This is a genomic window from Streptomyces sp. NPDC051561 (assembly GCF_044454195.1).
In the GTDB taxonomy this organism is placed as follows: domain Bacteria; phylum Actinomycetota; class Actinomycetes; order Streptomycetales; family Streptomycetaceae; genus Streptomyces.
In genome coordinates this window covers 1-14,183 of record NZ_JBITDM010000013.1, presented here as the reverse complement: position 1 = coordinate 14,183, position 14,183 = coordinate 1, and the positions used below count along the sequence as shown (strand labels likewise).

The 14,183-nt window shown below is 71.5% G+C and carries 12 protein-coding genes and 1 pseudogene; 8 read left to right on the top strand and 5 right to left on the bottom strand.

Annotated elements, in window-relative coordinates:
- Nucleotides 1–68 precede the first annotated feature (68 nt).
- Nucleotides 69–992, bottom strand: a complete 924-nt coding sequence (locus ACIA73_RS25930; protein ID WP_399441107.1) for a helix-turn-helix domain-containing protein — start codon at nt 990–992, stop codon at nt 69–71.
- Between the two features lie 109 nt (nt 993–1,101).
- On the opposite strand from ACIA73_RS25930, the gene ACIA73_RS25925 reads away from it, so the two are divergent.
- Nucleotides 1,102–1,755 carry an NAD(P)-dependent oxidoreductase gene (locus tag ACIA73_RS25925; RefSeq protein WP_399441106.1) on the top strand — a complete coding sequence of 218 codons (654 nt, stop codon included), beginning with the start codon at nt 1,102–1,104 and terminating at the stop codon, nt 1,753–1,755.
- A gap of 49 nt (nt 1,756–1,804) precedes the next feature.
- Here ACIA73_RS25925 and ACIA73_RS25920 read toward each other — a convergent pair whose 3' ends face one another.
- Nucleotides 1,805–2,815 (bottom strand): Gfo/Idh/MocA family oxidoreductase, encoded by a 1,011-nt coding sequence (locus tag ACIA73_RS25920; protein ID WP_399441105.1) that lies wholly within the window; start codon nt 2,813–2,815, stop codon nt 1,805–1,807.
- Between the two features lie 181 nt (nt 2,816–2,996).
- Between ACIA73_RS25920 and ACIA73_RS25915 the strand changes: the two genes are divergently transcribed.
- The 5 genes from ACIA73_RS25915 (at nt 2,997) to ACIA73_RS25895 (ending at nt 8,038) form a co-directional block, all read left to right on the top strand.
- On the top strand, nt 2,997–3,716 hold the full coding sequence (locus ACIA73_RS25915) for a GntR family transcriptional regulator (protein ID WP_399441287.1): 720 nt from the start codon (nt 2,997–2,999) through the stop codon (nt 3,714–3,716).
- 185 nt (nt 3,717–3,901) lie between these two features.
- Entirely contained in the window at nt 3,902–4,918 is a 1,017-nt protein-coding gene (locus tag ACIA73_RS25910) for a substrate-binding domain-containing protein (protein WP_399441104.1), read from the top strand.
- A gap of 257 nt (nt 4,919–5,175) precedes the next feature.
- The gene (locus ACIA73_RS25905; RefSeq protein ID WP_399441286.1) at nt 5,176–6,159 is read left to right on the top strand and encodes a sugar ABC transporter substrate-binding protein; all 984 of its coding nucleotides are present in this window, start codon (nt 5,176–5,178) and stop codon (nt 6,157–6,159) included.
- On the top strand, nt 6,156–7,211 hold the full coding sequence (locus tag ACIA73_RS25900) for an ABC transporter permease (protein WP_399441103.1): 1,056 nt from the start codon (nt 6,156–6,158) through the stop codon (nt 7,209–7,211). The genes ACIA73_RS25905 and ACIA73_RS25900 overlap by 4 nt, the downstream gene beginning before the upstream one ends.
- Nucleotides 7,208–8,038: an ATP-binding cassette domain-containing protein gene (locus ACIA73_RS25895; protein WP_399441102.1), complete on the top strand. Its 831-nt coding sequence runs from the start codon at nt 7,208–7,210 to the stop codon at nt 8,036–8,038. Before ACIA73_RS25900 ends, ACIA73_RS25895 begins: the two co-directional genes overlap by 4 nt.
- A gap of 46 nt (nt 8,039–8,084) precedes the next feature.
- Here ACIA73_RS25895 and ACIA73_RS25890 read toward each other — a convergent pair whose 3' ends face one another.
- The 3 genes from ACIA73_RS25890 to ACIA73_RS25880 are packed head-to-tail and all read right to left on the bottom strand — an operon-like array spanning nt 8,085 to nt 11,832.
- Entirely contained in the window at nt 8,085–10,343 is a 2,259-nt protein-coding gene (locus ACIA73_RS25890; RefSeq protein ID WP_399441101.1) for a xanthine dehydrogenase family protein molybdopterin-binding subunit, read from the bottom strand.
- On the bottom strand, nt 10,340–11,326 hold the full coding sequence (locus ACIA73_RS25885) for an FAD binding domain-containing protein (protein WP_399441100.1): 987 nt from the start codon (nt 11,324–11,326) through the stop codon (nt 10,340–10,342). Before ACIA73_RS25885 ends, ACIA73_RS25890 begins: the two co-directional genes overlap by 4 nt.
- The gene (locus ACIA73_RS25880; RefSeq protein ID WP_399441285.1) at nt 11,323–11,832 is read right to left on the bottom strand and encodes a (2Fe-2S)-binding protein; all 510 of its coding nucleotides are present in this window, start codon (nt 11,830–11,832) and stop codon (nt 11,323–11,325) included. The genes ACIA73_RS25885 and ACIA73_RS25880 overlap by 4 nt, the downstream gene beginning before the upstream one ends.
- A gap of 271 nt (nt 11,833–12,103) precedes the next feature.
- Between ACIA73_RS25880 and ACIA73_RS25875 the strand changes: the two are divergent.
- Together ACIA73_RS25875 and ACIA73_RS25870 are read left to right on the top strand one after the other, a co-directional pair.
- Nucleotides 12,104–13,240: pseudogene (locus ACIA73_RS25875) on the top strand (ROK family glucokinase); the annotation flags it as partial.
- 182 nt (nt 13,241–13,422) lie between these two features.
- The gene (locus tag ACIA73_RS25870) at nt 13,423–14,007 is read left to right on the top strand and encodes a hypothetical protein (protein WP_399441099.1); all 585 of its coding nucleotides are present in this window, start codon (nt 13,423–13,425) and stop codon (nt 14,005–14,007) included.
- Nucleotides 14,008–14,183 lie beyond the last annotated feature (176 nt).

The window sequence follows — 14,183 nt, the reverse complement described above, 5'->3', positions numbered from 1 at the left end:
GGGCGCCGTCGGGTCCGGTCAGGGCGCGACGGCGCTACCCCGCCGCCCCCCGGAGCGCCTCGGCCGCGCTACCCCGCCGCCCCGCCTCGCGCTGCCCCACGAAAGGCCAACGGGCTGGTCCCGGTGCGCTGCTGGAAGAACTTTCCGAAGTTCGCCGCGTCCCGGAACCCGAGCAGTCCCGCGATCCTCGACGCGCTGTGGTCGCTGTGGGCCAGCAGCCGCTGCGCCTCCAGTACGACCCGGCGGTCGATGAACTCCTTCGCACCGACCCCCGACGCGGCGAGCGTCGCCCGCGACAGGGTGCGGGGGGCGTACCCGAGCTCGCGGGCGTAGTCCTCGACACGACGGGTGCGGGCGAAGTCCCGCTCCACCGCCGCCCGGAAACGCAGATAGGTGTCGGGGCTGTCGCAGCCCCCCTGCGGCTCGTCCAGCGGGGTGAACCGCAGCAGCAGGGCGGCAAGGAGGTGGCGGAGTACGGCGAGGTGGGTCTCCGGAGGGAGTGGGCCGCCGTCCCGCAGCGACCGGAACTCATGGTCCAGGTGGTCGAGCGCACGCCGCGCCGCCACCCCGTCCGCCTCGGCCGGGCGGCGTACCGTCGGCCCGAAGGGATCGTCCAGCCGGGCCGCCGCACTGGTCGCCGGATCCGGAAAGCCCGCCTCGAAGAGTACGAGGACGCCCTCCGCCCCGTACAGCTCGTCCCAGCGGTGCACCTGCCCCGGCCGTACCCACAGCCACTCGCCCGGCAGCAGCCGGTACGACGCGAAGTCGACCATCAGCGGGAGGACGCCGCTGTCGAGGACGAGGAGATGATGGAAGTCGGGGCGGTGCGACACCGCGAGCGAACCCGCGCAGGCGCCTGCACGCAGCGTGGCCAGGGTCAGCACCTCCACGCCGGCGGGCGCCGAGCTGGGCGCGTGGAAGCGGACCTCGGGGATGGGCGCGGACCCCGCCCGTGATCCTGACCCGTTCGGCTGTCGGTTTTTCACCACCATGTGTCCGGAGCGTACCCGGCAATCAGGGCTTTCACCTCATATGTTGGTGGAAGGGCGGGATGAGACCGCAGCCCGGATCCCTAAAATCACCACCTTGGAAGGACTTCCCATGGCCAAGATCACTCTGTTCGGCGCCACCGGTACCCTCGGCAGCCGCGTCCTGCGTGAGGCCCTGTCCCGTGGCCACCAGGTCACCGCCGTCGTCCGTGACCCGTCCAAGCTCGACGCCGCCGGCCACCAGAACCTCACCGTCACCACCGGCGACGTCCTCGACCCGGCCTCGGTGAGCGCGGCCGCCAAGGGCCAGGACGTGCTGCTCAGCGCGGTCGGCGGTGGCGACGGCCCCGGCCACCTCGCGACCATCGAGCCCGCGGCGAAGTCCCTGGTCGCAGGGGTACGTGCGCTGGGTGACGAAGCGCCCCGGCTGATCGCGGTGGGCGGCGCGGGCTCGCTGCGCACCCCGGACGGCAAGCTGGTGTGGGACGCCGAGGGGCTGCCCGAGTTCCTGCTCCAGATCATGCACGCGCACGGCGACGCGCTCGACTTCTACCGCACGGTGGACGACATCGACTGGACCAACGTCAGCCCCGCCGGGACCATCGAACCCGGCGAGCGCACCGGCTCGTACCGCCAGGACACCGAGAACCTGGTGCTGGACGCGGAGGGCAACAGCCGGATCAGCGCGGAGGACTACGCGGTGGCGCTGGTGGACGAGATCGAGCGTCCGCAGCACGTGGGGGAGCGGTTCACCGTCGGGTACTGAACGCCCGCGTCCGAGGGGCCCCGGGCGGCGGGGCGGTGGGGCGGTGGCGTCAGGCCGGCTCGCCCCCGGGTATCTCCGCCACCCGAACCGCCCGCCGCTCCCGCCGTGACACCTCGCACGCCTCGGCCACCCGCAGCGCCTGAAGTGCCTCGCGCCCGTCGCAGGGGTTCGCGCGTTCACCTCGGACGACGTGCAGGAACGCGTCCAGTTCCGCTTCGTACGCGGGCGCGAACCGCTCCAGGAACCCGGCCCAAGGCTTCGCCGGAGCGGGCGGGCCCAGCGGCTGCGTGGAGGTGATCGGGGTGCGGTCGTCGAGGCCAACCGCGAGCTGGTCCAGCTCCCCGGCCAGCTCCATCCGTACGTCGTACCCGGCACCGTTGCAGCGGGTCGCGGTCGCCGTGGCCAGCGCCCCGTCGTCCAGGGTCAGCACCACCGCGGCCGTCGCCACATCGCCCGCCGCCGCGAACATCGCGGGCCCGGCCGCCGACCCGACGGCGTACACCTCCACCACCTCCCGCCCGGTGACCCAGCGCAGGATGTCGAAGTCGTGCACCAGGCAGTCCCGGTAGAGACCGCCGGAGAGCGGGAGGTAGGCGGCCGGGGGCGGGGTCGCGTCGGAGGAGACGGTCCGCACGGTGTGCAGCCGGCCCAGCTCGCCCGCCCGGACCCGGTCGCGGGCCGCCGCGTACCCGGCGTCGAAGCGGCGCATGAAGCCGAGCTGGAGCACCGTGCCCGCCGCCTCCACCGCGCGCAGGGCGGCCAGCGTGCCGGGCAGGTCGACGGCGATGGGCTTCTCGCAGAACACCGGGAGCCCGGCGTGGGCAGCGAGAGCGATCTGCCCGGCGTGCGCCGCGGTCGCCGACGCGATCACCACCGCGTCCAGTCCGGCCCCCAACAGGTCCTCGGCCGGGGCGAATTCGGCGCCCACGCGCTCCGCGAGCTCGGCGGCCCGTACCGCATCCGCATCCGCCAGTACCAGCGAGTCCACCGCCGGATGACGAGCGAGCACCTCCGCATGGAAGGATCCGATCCGGCCCGTGCCCATGAGTCCGATACGCATGCCCCCACTCGACAACAGCGCTGACACCCTGTCAAGAAGCTTGTCAGGACATCAGGACAATCCGACGCGAGGGCAACGGGCCACGTCAGCACCTGAGTTGATGACGCGCTGCCGTCGCGCGGCTACGCTCGCCACCGTGCCAAAACAAGCGACCGACCCCACCGTCGCCCTGCAGCTCGGCGTGGACCGCGCCAGCCCCGTACCCCTCTACTTCCAGCTCTCCCAGCAGCTCGAAGCCGCCATAGAGAAGGGCAGGCTCACGCCGGGGAGTCTGCTGGGCAACGAGGTCGAGCTGGCCGCCCGCCTCGGGCTTTCCCGGCCCACCGTCCGTCAGGCCATCCAGTCCCTGGTGGAAAAGGGGCTGCTGGTGCGCCGCCGGGGCATCGGAACCCAGGTAATGCACAGCCAGGTCCGCCGCCCGCTCGAACTGAGCAGCTTGTACGACGACCTGGCGGCGGCCGGACAGCACCCGGCCACCCGCGTCCTGCACAACGCCGTCGAGCAGGCCGGACCCGAGGTCGCCGCCGCCCTCGGCCTCGCGGAGGGCGCCGAGGTGCACCGCATCGACCGGCTCCGCTCCGCCCACGACGAACCCATGGCCTTCCTCCGCAACCACCTCCCCGCCGGACTGCTCCCCCTCGACAGCGCCGAACTGGAGACCACCGGCCTCTACCGGATGATGCGCACCGCCGGAATCACCCTGCACAGCGCCCGCCAGACCGTGGGGGCGCGGGCGGCGGACACCCAGGAGGGCGCCCTGCTGGGCGAGGCGGCCGGGGCGCCGCTGCTCACCATGGAGCGGCGGACGTACGACGGCACCGGGCGCGCGGTCGAGTTCGGCTCGCACCTCTACCGGGCGTCGCGGTACGCCTTCGACTTCCAGCTGCTCGTACGGGCGTGAATCCGCCCCGGACCCGCGTCCGCTGCCGCTGTGAAGGCCCGGACCGGGTGAACTCCCTTGCTCGTAAAGCCCGTTACGCTACTGGAGAATGTCCGGACAAACCATTGACGGCGTCGTACCCGCCCGGTTAAAACACCCCCAGCCGTCAACCGGGCGGCGGGGGACACGAGGCGGACTCACACACCATGCCCACCACTCGCAAGGCCCGTACGGCAACCCTGCTGGCCACCACCTGCGCAGTCGCCGCGCTCACCGTCACCGGGTGCAGCAGCTCCGGAGGCAAGGAATCCGTGGAGAAACCGGCGCAGAGCGAGGGCGCGGGCGGCAAGGCCGCCGACACGCCCCGCATCAAGATCGCGATGATCACGCACTCCGGCGAGGGCGACACCTTCTGGGACATCGTCCAGAACGGCGCCAAGGCGGCGGCCGAGAAGGACAACGTCGAGTTCCTCTACTCAGCCAACAAGGAGGGCAAGGAGCAGGCCCAGCTCATCGAGGCGGCCATCGACAAGAAGGTCCAGGGCATCGTCGTCACCCTCGCCAAGCCCGAAGCGGTGGGCGCCGCCGTGAAGAAGGCCGTCGCGGCGGGCATACCCGTGGTCACCATCAACTCCGGAGGCCAGCACTCCGCCGCCCTCGGCGCACTCAGCCACATCGGCCAGGACGAGGCCGTCGCGGGCGAGGGCGTCGGCGAGGAGCTCAACAAGCGGGGCAGGAAGAAGGCACTCTGCGTGATCCACGAACAGGGCAACGTCTCCCTGGAGGAGCGCTGCGCGGGCGTGAAGAAGACCTTCAGGGGCAGTGTCGAGAACCTCAATGTGGAGGGCACCAACATGCCCGCCTCCACCTCCTCCATCGAGGCGAAGCTCCAGACCGCCAAGGACATCGACGCCGTCGTCACCCTGGGCGCACCGTTCGCGGACGCGACGGTGAAGGCGAAGGAGGGCTCCGGCAGCAAGGCCGAGGTGGACACCTTCGACCTCAACGCGGCCGTCGTGAAGAGCCTCAAGGACCGGCAGGTCGGCTTCGCCGTCGACCAGCAGCCGTACCTCCAGGGCTACCTCGCCATCGACGAGATCTGGCTGAATCGCACCAACGGAAACGTCCTGGGCGGCGGCAAGCCGGTCCTCACCGGACCCGCGATCGTGACCGTGAAGGACGTCCAGGCCCTGGAGAAGTACACCGCCCGCGGCACCCGGTGACCTGCCCCATGACCTGCCCGACGGCCCGCCCCACCACCGCACGCCCGGCCCCCGGACCCGCTGCGCCGCCCCGGGGGAGGACCCCCGGCCGCCCGGCGGGAAGGCTCCCGGCTCGCCCGGCCCCTGATGAGTGCCCGCACCTGGGCTTCAGGGATACTTGGCCAGCCGGGGTCTGGCTCAATACCGCCCCGACGCACCGAGGAGTACAGCGAGAAGGGCACCACGTCGTGGCAAGGGTTCGGACAGAGGTACGTGTGCTGGGCGCCGTGCTGGCGGCGGTACTCGGGGCTTCCCTCGCCGGTTGCAGCAGCACGGGCGGCAAGCGGGCCGAGGAGCGCGCGGCCGAGTCCGCCGCCCGGGGCAAGGCCGCGGTGAGCACCCCCAGGTGGACCTTCGCCATGGTCACCCACTCGGGTGCAGGGGACACGTTCTGGGACATCGTCCAGAAGGGCGCCAAGCAGGCGGCCGACAAGGACAACATCGAATTCCTTTACGCAAACAACGCGGAGGCCCAGCAGCAGGCCCAGCTGGTCGACACCTACATCGACAAGAAGGTCGACGGGCTGATCGTCTCGCTCGCCAAGCCGGACGCCATGAAGGACGTCGTCGCGAAGGCCACCAGGGCCGGCATCCCGGTGATCACCATCAACTCCGGCACCGCCGAGTCCAAGGCCTTCGGCGCGCTCACCCACATCGGCCAGGACGAGGCCATCGCGGGCGAGGCGGTCGGCGAGGAGCTGGACAAGCGCGACCGGAAGAAGGCCCTCTGCGTCCTGCACGAGCGGGGCAACGTCGGCCACGAGCAGCGCTGCGAAGGCGTGAAGAAGGCCTTCGGGGGCAGCGTCGAGAACCTCTATGTCGACGGCACCAACATGCCCGACGTACAGGCGTCCATCGAGGCCAAGCTGCAGACCTCCAAGGACATCGACTCCGTCGTCACCCTCGGCGCGCCCTTCGCGGACGCCGCCGTACAGGCCAAGCAGCAGTCCGGGAGCAAGGCCGAGATCGACACCTTCGACCTCAACGCCAAGGTCGCGGGACTGCTGGCCGACGGCACCCTCGGCTTCGCCGTGGACCAGCAGCCGTACCTCCAGGGCTACGAGGCCGTGGACCTGCTCTGGCTCTACCGCTACAACGCGAACGTGCTCGGCGGCGGCAGGCCGGTACTGACCGGCCCGCAGATCATCTCCAAGGACAGTGCGGCGGAGCTGCAGGCGTACACGAAGCGGGGGACCCGATGACAGCGACAGCACCAGCGCCCGCACCAGGGGCGGGCCACGACGAACGGCTGATCCACACCTCGCCGCTGCGCAAACTGATGGGCCGCCCCGAACTGGGCTCGGTCGTCGGCGCGATCGCCGTCTTCCTCTTCTTCTCGATCGCGGCGGACAGCTTCCTGCGCGCGTCGAGCTTCGGGACCGTGCTGTACGCGGCCTCCACCATCGGCATCATGGCGGTGCCCGTCGCGCTCCTGATGATCGGCGGCGAGTTCGACCTGTCGGCCGGTGTGATGGTGACCAGCTCGGCGCTGATCTCCTCCATGTTCAGCTACCAGATGACCGCCAACGTCTGGGTCGGCGTCTTCGTCTCGCTGCTGGTCACGCTCCTCATCGGCGTGTTCAACGGCTTCATGCTGACCCGCACCCAACTGCCCAGCTTCATCATCACGCTGGGCACCTTCCTGATGCTGACCGGTCTGAACCTCGGCTTCACCAAGCTCATCAGCGGCACCGTGTCCACCAAGAGCATCGGCGACATGGAGGGCTTCGAGTCCGCCAAGGCCGTCTTCGCCTCCCAGATCACCATCGGCTCGGTGAACCTCAAAATCACCATCCTCTGGTGGTTCGTGCTGATCGCCCTGGCCACCTGGATCCTGCTGCGCACCCGCGCCGGAAACTGGATCTTCGCGGTGGGCGGCGAGAAGGACGCGGCGCGCGCGACCGGCGTCCCGGTCAACAAGACCCGCATCGGCCTCTACATGGGGGTCGCCTTCGCCGCCTGGATCTCCGGCCAGCACCTGCTCTTCTCCTACGACGTCGTGCAGTCCGGCGAGGGCGTCGGCAACGAGCTGACGTACATCATCGCGGCGGTCATCGGCGGCTGTCTGATCACCGGCGGGTACGGTTCCGCGATCGGCTCGGCGGTCGGGGCGTTCATCTTCGGCATGACGAGCAAGGGCATCGTCTACGCCGAGTGGAATCCGGACTGGTTCAAGTTCTTCCTCGGAGCGATGCTCCTTCTGGCCACCCTGCTGAACGCATGGGTACGCAAGCGTGCGGAGGCAAGGTCATGAGCGCACCGGTCGATGCCGGACCCCGGGTTCCGCTGGTCGAACTCGATCACGTCAGCAAGTACTACGGGAACATCAAGGCCCTCGAAGACGTCTCGCTGGAGGTCCACGCGGGCGAGATCACCTGTGTGCTCGGCGACAACGGCGCCGGCAAGTCCACCCTGATCAAGATCATCGCCGGGCTGCACCAGCACAACGCGGGCACCTTCCGCATCGAGGGCGCGGACACCACCCTGGTCAATCCGCGCGACGCCCTGGACCGGGGCATCGCGACGGTCTTCCAGGACCTGGCGGTCGTCCCCCTGATGCCGGTCTGGCGGAACTTCTTCCTCGGCTCCGAGCCGACGAAGGGCCGCGGCCCGTTCCGTCGCCTCGATGTCGACCTGATGCGCCGGACGACCCGCTCGGAACTGCTCCGTATGGGCATCGACCTGCGCGACGTCGACCAGCCGATCGGCACCCTCTCCGGTGGTGAGCGGCAGTGCGTGGCCATCGCCCGCGCCGTCTACTTCGGCGCCAAGGTCCTCGTCCTGGACGAGCCGACGGCCGCGCTGGGCGTCAAGCAGTCCGGCGTCGTCCTGAAGTACGTCGCGGCCGCGCGCGACGCGGGCCTGGGCGTCGTCCTGATCACCCACAACCCGCACCACGCCTACCTGGTCGGCGACCGCTTCGTCCTGCTCAAGCGCGGTGCCATGTCGGGGAGCCACCTCAAGGCGGAGATCACCCTCGACGAACTGACCCGTCAGATGGCCGGGGGCTCGGAGCTGGATGATCTGCGTCATGAGCTGGAGCGGGCACCGGCACCGAACCTGCACGGGGTGACGGACTAGCGGGGAGAGGCGGGCCCGTGCCCCTGCCAGGGGCACGGGCCCGCCCCTACATCAGCATCTCCAGCCGCACCGGCAGCCTCCGTGCCCTCCTGCCCACCGCCCCGTAGACCGCGTTGGCGACCGCCGCCGCCACCCCCGTGATCCCGACCTCGCCGGCTCCCACCACGCCGCCCGGCATGGTCGGATCCGCGTCGTTCAGAAAGTGCACGTCCAGGGACGGCACGTCCGCGTGGACCGGCACGTGGTACTCCGAGAGGGTCGCGTTCGTGATCCGCCCGGTACGAGGATCGACCAGCGTCTCCTCGCCCAGCGCCATCCCCAGCCCCATCACGATCCCGCCGCGCAGCTGACTCGCCGCCAGCTTCGCGTTGACCACCGTGCCGATGTCGAAGACGCCGACCCACCGGGAGACCCGTACCTCTCCCGTCTCCGGATCCACCCGCACCTCGCAGAAGTGCGCACCGGTGGCCGCCCTCACCCAGGTCCGCCGGTCCCGGAGGAACTCGGCCGCGAAGCGCGCCTGTGTCATTCCGCGCCCCAGCCGCGAGTCCGAGCCCACCGACACCTCCACCGGCCCGCGCCGCCGTCTCCGGCGCAACGCGTCCAGCACCGGCTCCCCGGGACGCGCCCCCGCCTTCGCCCGGGCCTTCTCGCACGCGGTGAGCAGCGCCGCCGCCACACTCGCGGTCTGGGTCGAACCGCCCGCACCCGGCCCCCACGGCAGATCCGTGTCGCCGTACTCGACCCGAACGTCCCCGACCGCGATCCCCAGCGCATCGGCCGCGATCTGGGCCTGCGCGGTCGCCGCACCCACCCCGATCTCGTGGAACGCGCACCGCACCAGCGCCCCCTCGCCCGCCGCCACCCGCACCGACACGTGGGCCGGCTGCATCAGCGCCGGATGCAGTGCCGCCGCCACACCCCGGCCGATCAGCCACCGGCCGTCGCGCACCGAGCCGGGCGCGACCGGCCCCGGCTGCCAGCCGAAGCGGCGGGCGCCCTCCTCGTACACCTCGCGCATCGCGCGGTGGGAGAACTTCCGGCGCTCGTCGAGGGGGTTGAGGGCGGGCTCGTTGCGGACGCGCAGGGCGACCGGGTCCATGGAGAGCCGTTCGGCGAGCTCGTCCATCGCGGACTCCAGGGCGAACGAGCCGATCGACTCGCCGGGCGCCCGCATCCAGGTGTTGGGGACGACATCCATCCGGACGACGTGCTGCCGCAGATGGATGTTCTCGGCGGCGTAGGCGTGGTGCGAGAGCGAGGTGATCTGCTCGGCGTATCCGCCCGCGTTGCCCAGGTGGGCGACGCTGGTGTGCAGCAGTGCGGTGAGGGTGCCGTCCGCGCGGGCGCCGAGGGCGACCCGCTGGGTGGACGGGGTGCGTCCGCCGACCGTGCGGTAGACGCCCTCGCGGGTCAGCTGCAACCGGACCGGACGACAAGTGACACGCGCGGCCAGCACCGCCAGGACCGTCCCCGGCCAGACCATCGCCTTGCCGCCGAACGCCCCGCCCACGAACTCGGCCCGCGCCCGCACCTGCTTCACCGGCACATCGAACTTGTACGCCAGGTGCTGCCGCAGCTGGTCCAGGTTCTGCGTCGTGTCGTGCACGGTGAGACGGTCGCCGTCCCAGACCGCCGTGGTGCCGTGCGGCTCGATCGCGCTGTGGTGGTGCACCGGCGTCTCGTAGTGCAGGTCCACGGTGAACTCGGCCTCCGCCAGGGCGAGTTCGGTATCCCCCTTGTCGCCCTCCGCCTCCTGCAGCAGGCCGCTCTTCTGCGGTACGGCGTCGTGGCGCGCGGCCGCGAAGTCGACGACGGCCGGCCGGGTGTCGTACACGACCTCGACGAGTGACGCCGCGTGCCGGGCGGCCTCGACGCTCGACGCGACGACGACCGCGACCGGCTGCCCGTTCCAGTGCACCTCGTCGGTGCCCAGGTAGTTCACCGAGGAGCCGGCTGCCTCGCCGGCCGGACTGAGCACGCCCGCCGGTTTGGTCGGCTTGAGGGCGGGCGCGTTGTGGTGGGTGAGGACGGTGACCACGCCGGGCTCGGCCACCGCCTTCGCCGTGTCGATGCGGGAGATACGTCCACGGGTCACCGTCGCGTGCACCAGGGCCGCGTGCAGCAGCCCCGGATACGGCTGCTCGGCCGGATACCGGGCGCTGCCCATCACCTTCGCCGGACCGTCGAAGCGGTCCACCGGCAGCCCGACATACCGGGGTCCGGGACGCGGCGGCACCTGCTCCCGCCCCCGCTCCCGTACCTCCTGAGCAGCCTCCCGCGTCTGCCTGCGGAATCCCTTCATCCGGCACCACCTTCCGTAAGCCCGCACAGCGTGGACACCAGCACCCGCCGCACCAGCTCGACCTTGAACGCGTTCTGCGGACGCCCGCCGGCCGGGGCCAGCTCCGTGTGCGCCGCCCGCCGGTACGACTCCTCGCCCGCCGTCGCCCCCAACAGCACCCGTTCCGCGCCGCGCGCCCGCCACGGCACCGTGCCGATCCCGCCGAGCCCGATCCGTACCTCCGAGACCATTCCCCGGTCCACCTCCAGCGCCACCGCGACGGACACCAGCGCGAAGGCGTACGACGCCCGGTCGCGCACCTTGCGGTAGCGCGAGTTCGCGGCGGCGGACAGCGCGGGCAGCTCGACGGCGGTGATCAGCTCGTCGGGGGCCAGTTCGGTCTCCTCGTGCGGGGTGCGGCCCGGCAGCCGGTGGAAGCCTGCCAGCGGCAGGTACCGGGTGCCGCGCACACTCACCGCCTCGACCACGGCGTCCAGCGCCACCAGCGCCACCGCCATGTCGGAAGGGTGCGCGGCGATGCAGTGTGCGCTGGTGCCGAGTACCGCGTGCGTCCGGTGGAAGCCGTCGATGGCGTCGCAGCCGGAGCCGGGGGAGCGCTTGTTGCACCGGGTGGCGTGATCGGTGAAGTAGCTGCAGCGGGTGCGCTGGAGGAGATTGCCCCCGACCGTCGCCATGTTGCGCAGCTGGCCGGAGGCGCCGCTCAGCACTGCCTGCGCGAGCACCGGGTAGCGCGTGCGGACCAGGGGGTGCGCGGCGAGCTGGCTGTTACTGGTGAGCGCGCCGATCCGCAGACCGCCGCCGGGCAGTGCGTCGATGCCGGTGAGCGGCAGGCGCGATACGTCGATCAGTGCGTCCGGGGTCTCGACGCCCTCGCGCATCAGGTCGACCAGATTGGTGCCGCCCGCGAGGAACTTGGTGCCCGGCCCGACGGCGGCCACCGCCGCCGCCACGTCCGCGGCCCGCTGGTACCCGAAGTCCTTCACGCGGACCGCCCCCGCACGCCCTCGGCGCCGGACTGCTCCGCCACGTCCCGGATCGCCGCCACGATCCCGTTGTACGCACCGCACCGGCACAGGTTGCCGCTCATCCGCTCCCGGATCTCCTCGTCACTCAGCGCCGCGGGCCCGTGCGCCAGGTCCTCGGTGACCACACTGGGCGCCCCGGCCCCGTACTCCTGGAGCATGCCGAGCGCCGAGCAGAGCTGGCCGGGCGTGCAGTAACCGCACTGGAAGCCGTCATGGGCGACGAAGGCCCGCTGCAACGGGTGGTCGATGCCCTCGACCGTGGTGATCTCGCGCCCTTCGCACTGGACCGCAAGGGTGAGACACGCCACGATCCGCGTCCCGTCCACCAGCACCGTGCACGCCCCGCACGCCCCCTGGTCGCAGCCCTTCTTGGTGCCCGTCATGCCCAGTCGGTCGCGCAGCGCGTCCAGCAGACTGACCCGGGGTTCCAGGGCCAGTACGGTGTCCACACCGTTGACCCGCATCGTCACGTCGACCACGGCCGCTCCACTCTCCCGCTCGGCACTCTGCGCACCCGTATGTGAACCGAAGGTAACGGCGGCCGCGTCCGGCCGCCCCTCCGGACAAGTCCGGCACCCGCCGGGGTGGCAGAATCGGCCCCGAGCGGGCGCCGTCCGCCGTCGGCCCGTTCCGGCCGGCTCCCCGAGACCCCGCAGGGACGATTCCAGTCGTGCGTTTCCCCCGCCGCCCCGCCCGGTTCCCCGGGACAGCGCCCACCGCGGAAGGCCTTGGCCGATGAGCAGCACCTACCGCGACTTCGCCACCCGAGGCACCGCCCGGGCCACCGTGCTGCGTACCGTCGGCCCCCGCGAACGCCGCTCCCACCTCACCGCCCCGCGGGTGCCCACCGTCGGCATCGACATCGGCGGTACGAAGGTGATGGCGGGCGTCGTCGACGCCGACGGCACCATCCTGGAGACCCTCCGTACCGAGACCCCGGACAAGTCCAAGAGCCCCAAGGTCGTCGAGGACACCATCGTCGAGCTGGTCCTGGACCTCTCCGACCGGCACGACGTCCACGCGGTGGGCATCGGTGCGGCCGGCTGGGTCGACGCGGACCGCAGCAAGGTCCTCTTCGCCCCCCACCTGGCCTGGCGCAACGAGCCGCTGCGCGACGCGATCACCGCCCGTCTGGCGGTCCCGGTCCTCGTCGACAACGACGCCAACACCGCCGCCTGGGCCGAGTGGCGCTTCGGTGCCGGACGCGGCGAGGACCACCTCGTCATGATCACTCTCGGCACCGGGATCGGCGGGGCGATCCTGGAGGACGGGCAGGTCAAGCGCGGCAAGTACGGCGTCGCCGGCGAGTTCGGCCATATGCAGGTCGTCCCCGGCGGACACCGCTGCCCGTGCGGCAACCGGGGCTGCTGGGAGCAGTACAGCTCCGGCAACGCCCTGGTCCGCGAGGCCCGGGAGCTGGCCGCCGCCGACTCCCCTGTCGCCTACCACCTGATCGAGCGGGTCGGCGGCAACATCCACGAGATCACCGGACCGCTCATCACCGAGCTGGCCCGTGAGGGCGACGCCATGTGCGTCGAACTCCTCCAGGACATCGGCCAGTGGCTCGGCGTCGGCATCGCCAATCTGGCCGCCGCGCTCGACCCCTCCTGCTTCGTCATCGGTGGCGGCGTCAGCGCCGCCGACGACCTGCTGATCGGCCCCGCCCGCGACGCCTTCCGCCGTCAGCTCACCGGACGCGGCTACCGCCCCGAGGCCCGTATCGCCAAGGCCCAGCTCGGCCCCGAGGCCGGTATGGTCGGCGCCGCCGACCTGGCCCGGCTGGTCGCCCGCCGCTTCCGCCGCACCAATCGCCGCCGTGTCGAGCGGCACGAACGCTACGAGCGCTACGCCCAGGCCCTGCGCACCGCCGGCATCCCCGGCGCTGTACTCCCCGACCCCCCGGCCGGCGCCACCTCCAGTACCTCCAGCACCAGCGGCAACACCCCGGAGCCGACGAACACCCCCGAAACCCCCCGCTCCGAACCCCCCCACGCCGAAACCCGCCGCCCCGAGGACCGCACGACCCGCGCCGACGGCGCACAGGGAACCACCGAATGACCTCCGCGATCCCACGCCAGAGCCCCCCGCACGGAAGCCGCCGGAACCGGCCGCCGGAGACCCGCCGGCACATGATCGTCCGTCGCACCCTCACCCTGGTCGTCATCGTCCTGCTGATCGGCGTACCGGCCGGCTATCTGCTGATCTCCGCCGAGCAGAGCCGAGACAGTGGCCGCAACAAGGAGGCCGAGGCCTCCGCCGCCGGCCTCACCGTCGGCTGGCCGTCCCAGGTGCAGCGCCGCATCTACCACCTCCCGATCCCGCTGATGGCGCAGAACCTCGCCTACTACGAGACCAACAACTGGAAGACCAGCCGGATGTACGTCCGGTTCGCCACCACCCCCGCCGACCTCGACACCTTCCTCAGGGACGTGGGCACCTCCACCGCCGCCCTCAAGGACGGCGACATCACCATCCACGAACGCGACCAGCGCACCGTCAACTGGCACTTCAGCCCCCACCTCAAGTGGTCCGGCCTGACCTACCAGCAGAAGGAACCGCTGCCCACCCTGAACATCACCGTGGACCGCACGGTTCCGGAACGTCCCTGGGTGTACGCGGTCTCCACCGCCAGCCCCTGACGGTCAGGCACCGGGCTCCTCGTCCCGCCCCGGCACGGCAGGGACGAGCAGCGCCGGGTTCGACGGCACCCGGCGGAGCGAGGGTGCCGGGTAGGAGAGGTGTGCGAGGCGTGCCTGTTCCTGGCGCATGTGGGCGAGGGATTCCAGGATGTAGCCGACCAGGAGGACGAGCATCG

Bases quoted from the DNA above. Each gene is read 5' to 3' on its own strand.
- ACIA73_RS25930 (WP_399441107.1), bottom strand. From the start codon at position 992: ATGGTGGTGAAAAACCGACAGCCGAACGGGTCAGGATCACGGGCGGGG.
- ACIA73_RS25925 (WP_399441106.1), top strand. From the start codon at position 1,102: ATGGCCAAGATCACTCTGTTCGGCGCCACCGGTACCCTCGGCAGCCGC.
- ACIA73_RS25920 (WP_399441105.1), bottom strand. From the start codon at position 2,815: ATGCGTATCGGACTCATGGGCACGGGCCGGATCGGATCCTTCCATGCG.
- ACIA73_RS25910 (WP_399441104.1), top strand. From the start codon at position 3,902: ATGCCCACCACTCGCAAGGCCCGTACGGCAACCCTGCTGGCCACCACC.
- ACIA73_RS25900 (WP_399441103.1), top strand. From the start codon at position 6,156: ATGACAGCGACAGCACCAGCGCCCGCACCAGGGGCGGGCCACGACGAA.
- ACIA73_RS25895 (WP_399441102.1), top strand. From the start codon at position 7,208: ATGAGCGCACCGGTCGATGCCGGACCCCGGGTTCCGCTGGTCGAACTC.
- ACIA73_RS25890 (WP_399441101.1), bottom strand. From the start codon at position 10,343: ATGAAGGGATTCCGCAGGCAGACGCGGGAGGCTGCTCAGGAGGTACGG.
- ACIA73_RS25880 (WP_399441285.1), bottom strand. From the start codon at position 11,832: ATGCGGGTCAACGGTGTGGACACCGTACTGGCCCTGGAACCCCGGGTC.
- ACIA73_RS25870 (WP_399441099.1), top strand. From the start codon at position 13,423: ATGACCTCCGCGATCCCACGCCAGAGCCCCCCGCACGGAAGCCGCCGG.